Raw genomic sequence first — 14,203 nt, 5'->3', positions numbered from 1 at the left:
CGCGGCCGCGGGCAGCGCGGACGGCACGCCGCCGACCGCACCGCTGCCCGCCGACAGCCCGGGCGCGGTGGCCTGCCCGGGCGGCGTCGCGAAGAACTCGGACGCGAGCCGCGCGAGCGTCGCCGGGTCCGGCAACCCTGCCGGCAGCACCGCGTGCGGCAGCGCATGCGCGTGGCCGTCGGCCAGGCCGGGATTAACGGTAGGTGTCGGGATAGTCATGGAACTTGGCGATTTCGACGTCATCGAGGACAGCCAGCGCATCCGGCGAATGGACCGCGAGCGAGCAATACAGCGAGATCAGGTACGACGCGATCGCCTGGTTGTTGATCCCCATGAAGCGCACCGACAGGCCCGGCCCCTGCTCGCCCGCGACGCCTGGCTGATACAGGCCGACGACGCCCTGGCGCTTGTCGCCGACGCGCAGCAGCAGGATCTTGGTCTTGCCGTCCGCAACGGGCACCTTGTCCGACGGAATCAGCGGAATGCCGCGCCACGTGAGGAACTGCGAACCGAACAGGCTGACCGTCGGCGGCGGCACGCCGCGCCGCGTGCATTCGCGGCCGAACGCGGCGATCGCGAGCGGGTGCGTGAGGAAGAATGCCGGCTCCTTCCATACCTTCGTCAGCAGCTCGTCGAGATCGTCCGGCGTCGGCGCGCCCGTCAGCGGGAAGATCCGCTGGTCGTCGGTCACGTTCGCGAGCAGCCCGTAGTCGGGGTTGTTGATCAGCTGGCTTTCCTGCAGTTCCTTGATCGTCTCGATCGTCAGGCGCAGCTGTTCCTTGATCTGGTCATGAGGACTGCTGTAAAGATCGGAGATCCGCGTATGCACGTCGAGCACCGTGCTGACCGCATTCAGGAAGTATTCGCGCGGCTGTTCCTCGTACGGCACGAAAGTCTGCGGCAGTACGCTTTCGTCTTCGAGCTGCGTGCAGGCGGCGCGCACGGCTTCCGGATTCTTCACCTGGTTCAGGCGATAGATGCCGGCCTCGACCGGTACCCATTGCAGCAGATGGGTCAGCCAGCGCGGCGTGATCGTGGAAAGCTGGGGGACGGTCTTGGTAGCGTTCGCTAGTTGGCGGGCGGCGTGATCGCTCAGCGCGGCCGTGCCGCTTGCAACGGTCGACATGTGTGGCTCCGGGTTCTTAAGATGAAAAACGGGATTGCTTATGACGCTCGGTGATTATCGGAAGCACGCACCTGCCGGCTCAACATGCTATAGCCGTCAGGCGGTGCATCCGAAGGGGGAAACGGTGCGGCGCGACCTCAGGTGACGTACACGCCCGGCAGCAGCATCGAGATCGATACGTCGAACGCGCGTGCGATCTTGTCGGCCGTGACGATCGACGCGATCGCCTCGCCGCGCTCGATCTCGCCGACATACGAGCGGTTCAGCCCCGCGTGCTCGGCCAGCTGCTCCTGCGACCACGTGCGCGCTTCGCGCAGCTTGCGCACGTTGGCGCCGAAGTGATGGATGAGGTCGCTCATCGCGCCTCCTAGGCGACACGCGCCGCCGCGCGCGGCACGGCGTTCGCTTCGCTGCGCAGCACGGCCTGTGTGACGTTTTCGCCGGCGGCCACGTCCTGCGTGAGCCACACGTTGCCGCCGATCACCGCGCCGCGCCCGATCGTCACGCGGCCGAGAATCGTCGCGCCTGCATAGATCACGACGTCGTCTTCGACGATCGGATGGCGCGCGAGCCCTTTCTCCAGATGGCCGGCCGCATCGCGCGGGAAGCGCTTCGCGCCGAGCGTGACGGCCTGGTACACGCGCACGCGCTCGCCGATGATCGCCGTTTCGCCGATCACGACGCCCGTGCCGTGGTCGATGAAGAAGCCCGCGCCGATGCGCGCGCCCGGATGAATGTCGATGCCCGTTTCCGCATGCGCCTGCTCGGCGATGATCCGCGCGAGCAGCGGCAGGCCAAGCCCGTACAACTCGTGCGCGAGCCGGTGGTGGATCATCGCGAGGATGCCCGGGTAGCACAGCAGCACTTCGTCGACGCTGCCGGCCGCCGGATCGCCGTGGAATGCGGCCAGCACGTCGCTGTCGAGCAGCCGGCGAATTTCGGGCAGGCGCGCGGCAAACGCCTGCACGGCCGTCGACGCAACGTCATCGACGTGATCGACCTGCCCTTCGGCACCGCGCTGCCGCGCCGCGTAGCGCAACTCCAGCTTCACCTGCGCGAGCAGCGCGTTCAGCGCCGCATCGAGCGCATGGGCCACGTGAAAGTTCTCGCTCTCCTGGCGCAGGTCGGGCGGCCCGAGCCGCATCGGGAACAGCACGCCCTTCAGCGCGCCGACGATCTGCGCGAGCGCCTCGCGCGCCGGCAGGTCGCGCCCGCCCGGTTCGAGCGAGCGCCGCTGCTTCTCGCGCCATGCGCGGCGCACGCTTTGCAGCGATTGAACGATGTCGTCGATGTCGAATGCGGCCATGCTGCTTTCTCCCCGTAACGGCCGTGAATCAATCAGTCCTGCGCCCACGGCAGGCCGCGGAAGCGCCAACCGTTCCGGCTACCGCGGTGCTGCCGCTCGTCGAGGTCGCCCTCGAACCCTTCGAGCACGTTGAATACCTGCGTGAAGCCCCCCTTCGTCGCGGCCTCGGCCGCCTGTGCCGAGCGATTGCCGCTGCGACACAGCAACAGCACGACGGCCTCCTTGCCGGTTTTCGCTTCCAGTTCGCGCACGAAGCGCGGATTGCGCGTCAGGCTCGTGCCGGTCGCCCACGGTACGTGCAGCGACTCCGGCACGTGGCCGACGAATTTCCGTTCTTCCGCAGTACGCACGTCCACCAGCAATACGTCTCCAGCGGAGAACAGCGCCCACGCGGCTTGCGGCGCGACGCCGCCCGCGTAGGGCGTGCCGGCCGCCGCTGCCGCCGCGCGCGCGTCTTCGAGCGCCTGCTGTGCAGCGGTTCGTTCTTCCAGTCCAAACGTCATGACACTTCCTTGTTTTCGTAGATTCGTATGAACAAAAACACCGGGAATCCGGCCGTCGCAGCTTGCGTGCTGTCTATAGCCGTCAGCGCCACTATGCGAGGGCGGTCGGGGAAGCAGAACCAATAAAATTTCATTTCCTAATCAGCGCCGCGGGGAATGCAATAGCAGACGCGCGCTATCGGCGCGCGGTCGCTGGCGGGCTGGAAATGCGGGACGGTGACCGTTCGATGTCTTGCATCGAAGGAGTTTGAAAGGATGGGAGGGAACGGATCAACGCGGCGCGGGCCGCGTTGCCATGGAATCCGAAATGAACCGGATGGCGCGCGCATCGCCGATGCACGCCCCCGTCAAATCATCAAGACTGCGGATCGACCGGCGCAATCGGCACGCCACGCGCTTCGATATCTCGCCCCGCGAGCAGACACAGATCCTCGCGATGATGCGTAGCCACTACCTGCACGCCCACTGGCACGCCGTTCACGAGTGACGTCGTGACGGCCAGCCCCGGCAGCCCCATCGCGGGTAGCGCACGCAACGTGAGTTGCGCTTCCCACACGCGCGCGAAGCCGTCCGGCCCCTGGCGGTCGAGATCGTCCGGGAACGGCAGTTCCGACGAAACAGGCAACAGCAACACCGGATACTCGTCGAGAAACAGCCGCCATTGCCGCGTCAACGTCGTACGCCGGACCAGCGCACGGCTGATCACGTCGGCCGGCAGGTCGCGCACCTTGCCGCGCACGGCCGCAATCACCGCCGCCGCGCCCGGATCGCCGTCCTGCTCGACCGAATTCGCCAACGCATCGAACCCGTCTCCGAGCCAAAGCTGTTCCTGCAACAACGCCGCCTCTCGCATCGGCGGCGTATCGTCGATCTCGTCGACGATCCAGCCCGCATCGACCAACCGGCGCGCGGCATCGCGCAACGCAGCCTCCACTTCAGGCACGACTTGCAAGCCCCCCGGACGCACACACAGCGCAGCACGCTTCGGCTCCTCGCGCCCGTCGAACGGCACGGCCACGTTCCACGGGTCACGCGTATCCGGCGCGGCGAACGCACGCAGCGCGAGCGAGAGGTCGTCGATCGTGCGCGCGATCGGCCCAGCGGTCGACATCAGTTGCGCACCGATCGCACGCTCGGGCGACGATGCATTGAACGCCGGTACGCGGCCGAGCGACGGCCGGATCCCGTGCACGCCGCACGCATAAGCCGGGTAACGCACCGAGCCGCCGATATCGGTGCCGACCGCAAGCGGGCCGATCCCGGCCGCCACGGCGGCCGCCGCGCCGCCGCTCGATCCGCCCGGCGTCAGCGACGCATTGCGCGGATTGCGCGTGTGGCCGTGCACGAGATTCGACGTGAACCAGCGAAGCGCGAACGTCGGCGAATTGGTGCGGCCCAGCAGAATCCCGCCGGCCTTCCGGATGTTGGCGACCACCGGGCTGTCGGCGTGCGCGATCAGGTTTTCCTGCAAGCGCGTACCGTTGGTCGTCGCAAAATCCGCCTGATCGATGTTGATCTTCACGGTCACGGGCACGCCCGCGAGCGGGCCCGGATCGTCGCCGCGCGCGATCGCGCGGTCGACTTCGTCGGCCTGCCGCCGCACGTCGTCGGGGCGGTGTTCGACCACCGCGTTGATCGCCGGATTCACGGCATCGAGACGATCGAGCACAGCGTCCGCCACGTCGCGCGCGGACACTTCACGATGCCGCACACGTTTCGCCAGTTCGGCGGCCGACAGTTGCCAGAGTTCGGTCATGACTTCTCCTGGTGGAAAGACATCACAATCCCACACGGCGCCGCGCTTCTTCACGAAGACGCGGCGCCCCGTTCACTCACTGCGTATCCTGCTTCGCGCGCTCGGCCGCAGCGATGATCGCGTCGGCCACGGCCTTCGGCTGGCTCAGCATCGCGACATGGCTGCCGTTCACGCGTGCGACCGTCGCACCGATCCGTTTCGCCATCGTTTCCTGCAGCGTCGGATCGATCATCCTGTCCTGCGTCGCGACGACGAACGTCGACGGCTTCGCATGCCATGCGGCCTGCGCGACCTTCTCCGAGATGCAACCGCTATACCACGGCCCCTGGGTCGCCGCAACGATGCGCTGCTGCGCAGGCGGCAGGTCCGGCGCGAAGTCCTGCGCGATCGCCTTGTCCGACAACCGCGCGAAACCGCCCGCGTCCTTGCGCAGCTCACCGGCCCACGACGGCGCCGGCAGCCCCTGCGTGACGTCGGCGATCGACTGGCCGCTATCGGGCGCGAACGCGGCGACGTACACGAGCGATTTCACCTTGTCGTCGTTGCCCGCATCGCTGATCACGACGCCGGCCCACGAATGGCCGACCAGCACGACCGGCCCCTTCTGCGCGTCGATCGTGCGCCTGGTCGCGGCCGCGTCGTCGGCGAGCGAGCTCAGCGGATTCTGCACCGACACCACGTGCAGCCCGCGCGCCTCGAGCAGCGGAATCACGCGGTTCCAGCTCGAACCGTCGGCGAATGCGCCGTGCACGAGCACGACGTTCGTGCCCTTCAGGTCTTCCTTCGGCGCGGCCTGCGCCGCGACCGCACCGAACAGTCCGCCGATCACCGCGGCGGATACCAGAACGCGTTTCATCAAACCGGCCATCGTCATGCTCCTTTCTCTGTCGTGTCTGTTGTTCAAATGAAGTGCTGCAGTGGCGGCCGCGTCTGCCTGCAGCAGGCGCGGCACCGGATTACGAATGCGCGTACAGGTCGTCGGCGGCATTCCGTGCAGCGCGCGATTGCGCCGCGTCGCGATGGCCGGCAGGCGTCGGCGCATCGGCCACGGTGTCGCCTTGCGACTTCGACGGGCCGTTCTGATCGGAACGCGCCACCTGCAACGCGTGAGCGATGTCTTCCGGGTAGTGCGGTTCGCTACGCGCCGGGTTGTAGCCGGCCTGCTCGAGGCGGACGAGTTCGGCGCGCACGTCGGCACGCGTGAGGCTGTGGCCGGTATCGGCGAACGACAAGGCGGGAGCGACGGCGAGGACGGCAACGGCGAGGATTCGAGCGGCTTTCATCAGAGTTCTCCTGGAACGAAGTTGGGGTATCGATCACTTGGCATCCGGTGCGGACGTCTGGCACCGAACGTTTGCTGCATGTCGACAGTAGAACCCGCTCACGTATCCGGCATGTTTCCGAAACCGGTGCTTTCTGCATGCCAGTATTTCAGGAGCGGCCGCAGATACAGTGCGATACAAACCTGCTTGCCGATCCGTTTCGCCCCGCCGCGCGCACCATGAAAAAAGGCGTGCCTCGCAGGGCACGCCTCTCCATCCGCTTCGCACGGCCATGTCACGTCACGGCGCAAGCCGCGTGAACACGTAGTCGTGGTTCTTCACCCGCGCCTGGTGACACGCAAAGCACGTCTGATGCTGGCCGATATCGGCCGGCACGCCGTTGATGAAGCGCCCGAAGCCCCAGCCGCCCGTCGATGCATAGCGACGCGAGTCCTTCACCATCACCTGCACGGTCGTCGCCTGGCCGGGCACCGTCGCCGGTGCGAACTCGTCGGACTGCTTGCGCTTGTACGCGAGCTTCACGAGGATCGTGCCGTCAGGAAACGGCAGCGTTGCCTGTTCAAGCGCGCGGATCGCAACGGGGTTGCCGAGCACCACGCGCAGCTCGTCGAGCGGTGCGGCCTCTTCGGCCGGCGCAACCATTTCCCACTTCCGGTAGCCGGGCGGGATCGTCACGCCGTAGATCGGCGATGCGGCCGCAGCCGGCTTCGGCTGCTCCGCGAATGCGGCCGGACCGCTCGCCGACAGCGCGCCGCCCAGCAGCACGCCCGCGACGAGCGCACGGCGCGCGCCGCGACGCCAGACACCCATGCCAGCCCGCATCACAGATGCTCCACTTGCAGGATCGCATCGGCAAACGCCTGCGGCGCTTCCTGCGGCAGGTTGTGGCCGATGCCGCCGGTGATCGTGCGGTGCTGGTACTTGCCCGTGAACCGCTTCGCATACGCGGCCGGCTCCGGATGCGGCGCGCCGTTCGCATCGCCTTCCATCGTGATCGTCGGCACCGTGATCGCGGGCCCGGCCGCCAGACGCCGCTCGATGTCGTCGTACTGCGCCTCGCCCTTCGCGAGCCCGAGGCGCCAGCGGTAGTTGTGGATCACGACGGCCACGTGGTCGGGATTCTGGAACGACGCGGCCGAGCGTGCATAGGTTTCGTCGGAGAACTGCCACTTCGGCGACGCGAGTTGCCAGATCAGCTTGTTGAACGCGTCGCGGTTCGCCGCGTAGCCGAGTTCGCCGCGCTCGGTCGTGAAATAGAACTGATACCACCACTGGAATTCGGCCTGCGGCGGCAGCGGCTTGCGGTTCGCCTCCTGGCTGCCGATCAGGTAGCCGCTCACCGACACCAGCGCCTTCACGCGCTGCGGCCACAGCGCCGCGATGATGTCGGCCGTGCGCGCGCCCCAGTCGTAGCCGCCGAACACCGCGCGGTCGATCTTCAGCGCATCCATCAGCGCGACGATGTCGACGGCCGTCACGGCCTGCTGGCCGTTGCGCACCGTGTCGGCCGAGCGGAACGTCGTCGAGCCGTAACCGCGCAGGTACGGCACGATCACGCGATAGCCGGCCTTGACGAGCAGCGGCGCGACGTCCGCGTAGCTGTAGATGTCGTACGGCCAGCCGTGCAGCAGGAACACGACGGGGCCTTGCTTCGGCCCGAGGTCCGCATACCCGACGTTGAGCACGCCCGCGTCGATCTGGTGGATCGTGCCCAGCGACGCGACGCCGGCCGGGCGCTTCCCGGCCGGTGCATCGGGCGCCGACTGCGCGTGCGCGAGCGCGCTGAAGCCGAGGTCGGCAAGGCTCAGGCTCGCCAGCGTCGAGCCCAGGATCAGGCGGCGGCGGGTGTTCACGGTATCAGGCATGACTCGTTCTCCAATGTCGATCGCTAAGGAAGGCGCCCGCGGCACGTGCGGGCATTCAGGTGTCGCCGTTCGCAGCGGCGGCGCAGGGCTCCGCGCCGCCGTGTGAATCGCTTCACCGGCTTTATATCCGAACCATCCGGAGGTTTTGTATCCCAACGTATCTGTGTGCGAACACGACACACAGCGATTCAAAAATCGCATGAAAAGCCCCGTTTCCGGGCAGCCGCGCGGCACACGCGGCTGCCGGATGCGGGTTCTTCAGAACAGCTTGGCGATCGCGGGTACGCTGAGCACCGCGACGTAGTAGCCCATGAACTGCACGCCCGTGTTGAACGCGAACAGGCGCGACAGCATTCCGCCGAACAGGCCGATCGTCACGATCACGGCGAGCCCCAGCAGTTGCCCCTCCCACACGCCGATCACGACGATCAGCCCCGCGAAGGTCGCGATGATCGCTTCGTGGCTCAGCTTGCGTGCGACGAACGACGCCGCGCGGTGCGCGTGGTGCATCGCGAGCGGATACGCGATCAGCGCGGCCAGCAGGATCGACAGCAGCCCGTAGCCGAGGAACTCGGGCCAGCTCATCAGCGTATGCAGGTTGTGGATCTGCCCGCTCGCCGCGTCGACCGTGAAGCGCGGCGGCGCATTGAACAGCGGTGCGGCCGGGCCGGCCGCCACCGGGCTCAGCGGCAGCCCGAACGCGATCAGCGGAATCAGCGCCTCGGCGATGTAGGTCGCCTCCGTCACGCCGTTACGCGCGGCGATCACCGTCGTCAGGCGCTGGTACGCATGGCGCACGCGCGCGCCGACGATCTCGCCCATCAGCACCGTCATCGCGACCGGGCTGAACACGAACGTCGCGCTCGACACGGCGGCCGTGCCGACCGTCCACGCGACCTGCTCGCGGTCGAGCACCTTCAGCGGATTCGGGAAATAGCCGCGCCAGCTTTTCACGTCGGGCGCGAGCACGAACGTCGACGGCCCGTCGCGGCGCATGCGCCGCCGCTCGGCCGGCGACAGTATCGAGAACAGGTCGGCCACCAGCGGCCCGATCGCGATCCCGAGGAAGTAGCTGACACTCAGCTTCACGCCGTAATGGCCCGTCAGCGCCTGCAGCCCGACCACCAGCATCACGAACGGCACGAGCAGCAGCACCGATGCCCAGCGCCCCGCCGAGAAGTACGCGATGCCGATGGCCGCCGCGAGGAACACCCACGGCGCGGCCTTCGCGATCGCGGCGCCGAACGGCGCGAGCAGCGACGCGAACAGCACCGCGAGCGGCAGCGCGACGAACGCGGCGACGATCGCACCGGAGATCATCTTGCGCAGCGCGATGTGCGGCACGCCGAGCGCGCGCAGCAGCGTCGCCTGCTGCAGCAGCGGCGCGGCCATCGTGTCGCCGGGAATGCCGAGCAGCGCAGTCGGGATCGAATGCGTGATGTGCTTGGCCACCGCGCCCGCGAGGAAAAACGTGAAGACGCCGGCCGGCGGCACGCCGAGCAGTGCGACGAGCAAGGTGAGCGGCGCGATCGTCGTCGTTTCGTCGGTGCCGGAGATCAGCCCGATGCCGGAGAACACGATCGCGCCAAGCAGCCCCATCGCGAACGCGGCCGGCAACGCATGCAGCAGCGCGTCCATCAGCGGCCTCCCGCGCGTGCGCGCTCGGACGATGCGTCGTACGACGCAAAGAGATCGAGCAGCCCGAGTTCCTCCATCTCGGCGCGCGCGCTGGCCGACAAGTCGCTCGTCGAGCCGAGCCCGCCCGATGCTTCGGCGAGCTGCCGCAGTGCCGCGTCACGCTCGGCGCCGCCCGCCGCGTGTTCGATCACCGTGCGTTTCGGCTTGAACAGCACCGCGCAGATCGTACCGGCCAGCAGGCAGCCGGCAAGGCCGATCAGCATCGCGTATGCGCGCGCGATCGCCACGTCGTGGACGAACGATGCGAGCACCACGCGGCCGATCTCGAACGCGCCAAGGCTGATCGCAATGCCCAGCAACACCGACCACGCGAGATGTTTCGTCGCCACGGTATCGCCCCACACCTCGACGAGCGTCGTGGCCGCCGCATCGGCGCCGGCCAACGACCGGGCGCGATGCGGCGCGGTTGCGACCGCGCTTGAACCGGTCTGTTCCATGTGTCTCCTCCTGGATTGATAGGTCGCCGGTCTGGCCGGCGTGGCGCGCTGCACGCCGCGTGGATTGCGCGGCGTGCAGTCTACGCGTCAGCCGCCGCTGCGGCCCGCGAGCAACTCGACCGCGAAGTCGGTGCGCACGTCGTTCGCCGCGACCATCTGCTGCGCGATCCGGTCGATGTCGGCACCGGTCGCACCCGCTGCGACGGCGATGTTGCGCGCATGCAGCGCCATGTGGCCGCGCTGGATGCCTTCGGTCGCGAGCGCGCGCAGCGCACCGAGATTCTGCGCAAGCCCGACCGCCACGGCAATTTCGCCGAGTTCCTGCGCGGACGTCACGTTCATGATCTTCAACGCGAGACGCGCGAGCGGATGCGTCTTCGTCGCGCCGCCGACGAGCCCGACCGGCATCGGCATTTCGATCGTGCCGACGAGGTCGCCGTTGGCGGCCTTCTCCCACGTCGTCAGCGACGTATAGCGGCCGCTGCGGCTCGCATACGCATGCGCGCCGGCTTCGACCGCGCGCCAGTCGTTGCCGGTCGCGACCACGACCGGATCGATGCCGTTCATGATGCCCTTGTTGTGTGTCGCGGCGCGGTACGGGTCGGTTGCCGCGAACACGTACGCGTCGATCACGCGGTCGATCACGTCTTCGCCGGAATAGGCATCGGTCGCGAGCGTGGCGGCCGAATACCGTACCTCTGCCCGGGCCAGCCGGAGATCCGCGAGGTTGGACAGTATCCGCAACCGTACCTGGCCCCCCGTAATGGCTTCGATGCGCGTCGCAACCGTTTCGGCCATCGTGTTGACCGTGTTCGCGCCCATCGCGTCGCGCACGTCGACGATCAGGTGCGCGACGACCATCGCGCCGCGCGGCGTGTCGGGGAATACATGGACCTCGATGTCGCGGCAGCCGCCACCGAGGCCGACGAGCACCTTGTCGCGGCTGTTCGCGAGGGCGATCAGTTCGGCCGCGTGCCGCAGGATCGCGAGCCGCGCGCCGTACGGATCGTCGACGCCGATCACCTGCACCTGCGCACGCATCAGCGGGCCGCTGCTCGACGTGCGGAAGCCGCCGGCCGCACGGGACAGCTTCGCCATATACGATGCGGCCGCAACGATCGACGGCTCTTCGACGGCCATCGGCACGATCACGTCACGGTCGTTGATCCGGAAGTAGCCGGCCACGGCCATCGGCAGTTCGAACGTGCCGATCACGTTCTCGATCATCCCGTTCGCGGTGTCGAGCGGCAGCGCGCCCGGTTTCGCGAGCAGCGCATGCTCGGCATCGTCGAGCCCGACGGCGCGGGACAGGTGGGACAGGCGTTGCTCGGGCGTGAGCGAGCGGAAGTTGGGCAAGGCGGAATCGATGGACATGATGGGTCTGCTGTTTCGGGGTGGCGGTGTGGCCCGTCGGCGCTTGCGGCGGGCAGCGGATAGCCGAATAATAGTCACGCTGTACCCATTGAAAAGGTACAGAAGGCGCAGACAGTCACCCAACCGTACCCATTACAGCGGGCCGGCCCGACGGAGCATTCCGATGAAACAGCGTGCAAGAGCCAGCCTGTCTGGCGCGATGGCGGACAATCTCGCCAGACAGATCGAGGAAGGTGTGTTGCCGGCCGGCGCGAAGCTGCCTTCGATCAGGGAATACGCTGAGGCGTCCGGCTGCTCGAAGAACACCGTGATCAGCGCGTTCGAGATGCTCGCGGCCGACGGCCTGATCGAGCCGCGCCGCGGCTCGGGCTTCTTCGTCACGCGGCGTGCGGCAGCCGCGCCCGAGATCGACGAGCCAAGCTCGCTCAACCGCGCGATGGACATCGTGTGGCTGATGCGCGAGCAGCTGCACGTGAAGCCCGACGTGCTCAATCTCGGCGAAGGCTTCCCGCCGATCGAGTGGCTCGAGGAAACGCGGCTGAACCAGTACCAGCAACGCATCATGCGCACGAGCGCGGCGTCGCTGTTCCGCTACGGCAGCCGCTTCGGCTACCTGCCGCTGCGCCAGTCGCTGCAGCAGAAGCTCGCCGGCTACGAGATCGAAGCGCCGCCCGCGCAGATCGTGCTCACGCACGGCGCAAACCAGGCGATGGACCTCGTGCTGCGCTACTTCGTGCGCCCCGGCGACACCGTGCTCGTCGACGATCCCGGCTACTACCCGCTGTTCGGCAAGCTGAAGCTGAGCGGCGCGAACATCGTCGGCGTGCCGCGCGAGATCGACGGCCCCGACGTCGCGAAGCTGGCCGAGCTTGTCGCCGCGTACCGGCCGAAGCTGTTCTTCACGCAATCGGTCGGGCACAACCCGACCGCGACCGATACGAGCGCGGCCAAGGCGCACCGTATCCTGCAGCTCGCCGATGCGCACGACCTGATCATCGTCGAGGACGATGCGCTCGCCGACCTGCGGCCGCGTTCGCTCACACGCATCGCGACGCTCGACCAGCTGCGCCGGACCATCTATATCGGCAGTTTCTCGAAATCGGTGTCGGCGGCGTTGCGTGTCGGGTTCCTTGCTTGCAATGCCGCGCTTGCCAGCGATCTCGCCGACGTGAAGATGCTGACGCACGTCAGCAGCTCGGAATACTGCGAGCGCACGCTCGATGCAATCGTCAGCGATGGCCACTTTCTCAGGCATACGAATCATCTTCAGGAGAAGCTGCGGCGTGCCACGGGCACTGCGCTCGATGCGCTCGGCCGTCTCGGCGCGGAGGTCTATCGGCCCTGTGACCAGAACCTGTATCTGTGGGCCGCGCTACCCGGCTGGCCCGATTCGATGCAGCTCGCGCAGGCGATGCTGGAGCGCGGGGTGATTCTCGCGCCGGGCGCGGTGTTTTCGCCGCAGGCCGAGCGGCCATCGAGGTTTTGCCGGTTCAACGTTGCGTATCTCGCGGACAAGCGGTTCGCGCAGGCGTTGCAAGCGATTGCGTAGCGCCGCGATGCACGGCCCGCCCATGCCGCGCGTGGACAGACGCGAATCACCAGACGCATCGGGGGGTCTTCTCCGACAGGAAATTCAACGACTCACGACGTAAAACACCCGCATCCAACGCCAATTACCCACCAACGCTCATCAATCGACTGCTTCGTTATTTTTCGGCCGATGTTCCTGATATGCTCGCCCGGGACGAACCGTCCTGCTCGTTTTCGCGCGAGCGGGACCGTCATTTCACGATCATCGTGAAAACGCGCGACACGCATACGCTCGATCGCCTCTCCCCCGAAAACGTCAAACGGAGCCCCGACATGAGCCCATCGATAGATTGCCGGTACGAAGAATCGTCATTCACGTCGGACGTGGACGGCACCAGGATCTTTCTGCGGAAATGGATGCCGGTGGCCAGCGACGGACCGCGAGCGGCGGTGCAGATCACGCACGGAATCTGCGAACATGGCGGCCGCTACGACGGGCTCGCCCGCCATCTGGCCGCGCGCAACTGCGTCGTGTTCGCGCTCGATCTGCGCGGGCACGGTCACACCGCCGGGGTCGCGGCGCTCGGGCAGGCCGGGCTCACCGCCTGGTCCGACATGACGACCGACATTGCTCAGTTGTCCCGCTTGATCGGCACGCAGTATCCCGGCCTGCCGTTGATCGCGTTCGGCCACAGCATGGGCTCCGCACTCACGCAATCGCACATCCAGAACCACGGCAACCTGCTTGCGGGCGCGGTGCTGTGCGGCACGATGGGCGCATTGCCCGGCGTCGACGGCGACACGCTGGACCAGCTCAAGGCCGTGGCCCATTCCGCCGAAGGCAACCATCCCGCGATGCTGTTCGGCTCGGTGCTGCAGGCATTCAACGCCCCGTTCGTCGCTCACGGGCAACCGTCGACGGGCTGCGAATGGATGACGGCGGACCCGGCAGAGATACAACGCTTTCTCGACGACGAACTCTGCGGCAAACCGTTTTCCAACAGCATGTTGTACTCGGTGCTCGAAGGCTTCCACAGCCTGTGGATCCCCGAACATGAATCGCGGATTCCGGTGGACCTGCCGATCCTGGTGATCGCCGGAACCCGCGACCCGGTCGGCGAAAACACGCTGTCGATCCAGTCGCTGATTACCCGATACATGCGCCACGGGCACCTGGCGCTGGCCTACCGGTTCTATCCGGGCGACCGGCACGAGATATTGAACGATCACGACCGGGACCTCGTTCACCAGGATATCGATGCGTGGCTCGACGGCGTGCTGCGCCGGCATCGGCACGAATCGGCGTGATCCGGATCGGCGCGGCC

At 67.3% G+C, this 14,203-nt stretch carries 14 protein-coding genes and 1 pseudogene; 2 read left to right on the top strand and 13 right to left on the bottom strand.

Annotated features, from left to right (window positions below; genetic code table 11):
• From BLA15945_RS22275 to BLA15945_RS22215, 13 genes and pseudogenes are all read right to left on the bottom strand, one after another.
• Nucleotides 1-219: pseudogene (locus BLA15945_RS22275) on the bottom strand (family 2A encapsulin nanocompartment cargo protein cysteine desulfurase); the annotation flags it as partial.
• Nucleotides 194-1,126, bottom strand: coding sequence for a family 2A encapsulin nanocompartment shell protein (locus BLA15945_RS22270; protein ID WP_021156739.1), 933 nt, complete (start codon nt 1,124-1,126; stop codon nt 194-196). The pseudogene BLA15945_RS22275 and the gene BLA15945_RS22270, both read right to left, overlap by 26 nt.
• Before the next feature lie 137 nt (nt 1,127-1,263).
• Entirely contained in the window at nt 1,264-1,485 is a 222-nt protein-coding gene (locus BLA15945_RS22265) for a helix-turn-helix domain-containing protein (RefSeq protein ID WP_059237663.1), read from the bottom strand.
• 8 nt (nt 1,486-1,493) lie between these two features.
• On the bottom strand, nt 1,494-2,432 hold the full coding sequence (gene epsC / locus BLA15945_RS22260; RefSeq protein ID WP_174993396.1) for a serine O-acetyltransferase EpsC: 939 nt from the start codon (nt 2,430-2,432) through the stop codon (nt 1,494-1,496).
• A 32-nt stretch (nt 2,433-2,464) separates the two neighbouring features.
• Nucleotides 2,465-2,935 (bottom strand): rhodanese-like domain-containing protein, encoded by a 471-nt coding sequence (locus tag BLA15945_RS22255; RefSeq protein WP_174993395.1) that lies wholly within the window; start codon nt 2,933-2,935, stop codon nt 2,465-2,467.
• A gap of 355 nt (nt 2,936-3,290) precedes the next feature.
• A complete protein-coding gene (locus BLA15945_RS22250; protein ID WP_174993394.1) occupies nt 3,291-4,691 on the bottom strand; it encodes an amidase family protein in 1,401 nt (466 codons plus the stop codon).
• 76 nt (nt 4,692-4,767) lie between these two features.
• The gene (locus BLA15945_RS22245) at nt 4,768-5,559 is read right to left on the bottom strand and encodes an alpha/beta fold hydrolase (protein WP_174993393.1); all 792 of its coding nucleotides are present in this window, start codon (nt 5,557-5,559) and stop codon (nt 4,768-4,770) included.
• An 88-nt stretch (nt 5,560-5,647) separates the two neighbouring features.
• Nucleotides 5,648-5,974, bottom strand: a complete 327-nt coding sequence (locus tag BLA15945_RS22240; RefSeq protein ID WP_059237667.1) for a DUF4148 domain-containing protein — start codon at nt 5,972-5,974, stop codon at nt 5,648-5,650.
• A 279-nt stretch (nt 5,975-6,253) separates the two neighbouring features.
• Entirely contained in the window at nt 6,254-6,796 is a 543-nt protein-coding gene (locus BLA15945_RS22235; protein WP_174993392.1) for a cytochrome P460 family protein, read from the bottom strand.
• The gene (locus BLA15945_RS22230) at nt 6,796-7,839 is read right to left on the bottom strand and encodes an alpha/beta fold hydrolase (protein WP_059237669.1); all 1,044 of its coding nucleotides are present in this window, start codon (nt 7,837-7,839) and stop codon (nt 6,796-6,798) included. Before BLA15945_RS22230 ends, BLA15945_RS22235 begins: the two co-directional genes overlap by 1 nt.
• A 258-nt stretch (nt 7,840-8,097) precedes the next feature.
• The gene (locus BLA15945_RS22225; RefSeq protein WP_059237670.1) at nt 8,098-9,477 is read right to left on the bottom strand and encodes a tripartite tricarboxylate transporter permease; all 1,380 of its coding nucleotides are present in this window, start codon (nt 9,475-9,477) and stop codon (nt 8,098-8,100) included.
• On the bottom strand, nt 9,477-9,974 hold the full coding sequence (locus BLA15945_RS22220) for a hypothetical protein (RefSeq protein ID WP_059237671.1): 498 nt from the start codon (nt 9,972-9,974) through the stop codon (nt 9,477-9,479). Before BLA15945_RS22220 ends, BLA15945_RS22225 begins: the two co-directional genes overlap by 1 nt.
• Nucleotides 9,975-10,061: 87 nt before the next feature.
• A complete protein-coding gene (locus BLA15945_RS22215) occupies nt 10,062-11,348 on the bottom strand; it encodes a hydroxymethylglutaryl-CoA reductase, degradative (RefSeq protein WP_059237672.1) in 1,287 nt (428 codons plus the stop codon).
• Between the two features lie 163 nt (nt 11,349-11,511).
• Here BLA15945_RS22215 and BLA15945_RS22210 point away from each other — a divergent pair, with 163 nt between their 5' ends.
• On the top strand, nt 11,512-12,897 hold the full coding sequence (locus BLA15945_RS22210) for an aminotransferase-like domain-containing protein (protein ID WP_059237673.1): 1,386 nt from the start codon (nt 11,512-11,514) through the stop codon (nt 12,895-12,897).
• The gene (locus tag BLA15945_RS22205; RefSeq protein ID WP_174993391.1) at nt 12,831-14,186 is read left to right on the top strand and encodes an alpha/beta fold hydrolase; all 1,356 of its coding nucleotides are present in this window, start codon (nt 12,831-12,833) and stop codon (nt 14,184-14,186) included. Before BLA15945_RS22210 ends, BLA15945_RS22205 begins: the two co-directional genes overlap by 67 nt.
• Nucleotides 14,187-14,203: the final 17 nt, after the last annotated feature.

This window comes from Burkholderia arboris (assembly GCF_902499125.1).
Taxonomy (GTDB): domain Bacteria; phylum Pseudomonadota; class Gammaproteobacteria; order Burkholderiales; family Burkholderiaceae; genus Burkholderia; species Burkholderia arboris.
The sequence above is the reverse complement of the archived record's forward strand: the minus strand, read 5'-3'. Positions and strand labels throughout refer to the sequence as shown.

Coding starts and splice junctions, on each gene's coding strand:
- BLA15945_RS22270 (WP_021156739.1), bottom strand. CDS start 1,126: ATGTCGACCGTTGCAAGCGGCACGGCCGCGCTGAGCGATCACGCCGCC.
- BLA15945_RS22265 (WP_059237663.1), bottom strand. CDS start 1,485: ATGAGCGACCTCATCCATCACTTCGGCGCCAACGTGCGCAAGCTGCGC.
- epsC (WP_174993396.1), bottom strand. CDS start 2,432: ATGGCCGCATTCGACATCGACGACATCGTTCAATCGCTGCAAAGCGTG.
- BLA15945_RS22255 (WP_174993395.1), bottom strand. CDS start 2,935: ATGACGTTTGGACTGGAAGAACGAACCGCTGCACAGCAGGCGCTCGAA.
- BLA15945_RS22250 (WP_174993394.1), bottom strand. CDS start 4,691: ATGACCGAACTCTGGCAACTGTCGGCCGCCGAACTGGCGAAACGTGTG.
- BLA15945_RS22245 (WP_174993393.1), bottom strand. CDS start 5,559: ATGGCCGGTTTGATGAAACGCGTTCTGGTATCCGCCGCGGTGATCGGC.
- BLA15945_RS22240 (WP_059237667.1), bottom strand. CDS start 5,974: ATGAAAGCCGCTCGAATCCTCGCCGTTGCCGTCCTCGCCGTCGCTCCC.
- BLA15945_RS22235 (WP_174993392.1), bottom strand. CDS start 6,796: ATGCGGGCTGGCATGGGTGTCTGGCGTCGCGGCGCGCGCCGTGCGCTC.
- BLA15945_RS22230 (WP_059237669.1), bottom strand. CDS start 7,839: ATGCCTGATACCGTGAACACCCGCCGCCGCCTGATCCTGGGCTCGACG.
- BLA15945_RS22225 (WP_059237670.1), bottom strand. CDS start 9,477: ATGGACGCGCTGCTGCATGCGTTGCCGGCCGCGTTCGCGATGGGGCTG.
- BLA15945_RS22220 (WP_059237671.1), bottom strand. CDS start 9,974: ATGGAACAGACCGGTTCAAGCGCGGTCGCAACCGCGCCGCATCGCGCC.
- BLA15945_RS22215 (WP_059237672.1), bottom strand. CDS start 11,348: ATGTCCATCGATTCCGCCTTGCCCAACTTCCGCTCGCTCACGCCCGAG.
- BLA15945_RS22210 (WP_059237673.1), top strand. CDS start 11,512: ATGAAACAGCGTGCAAGAGCCAGCCTGTCTGGCGCGATGGCGGACAAT.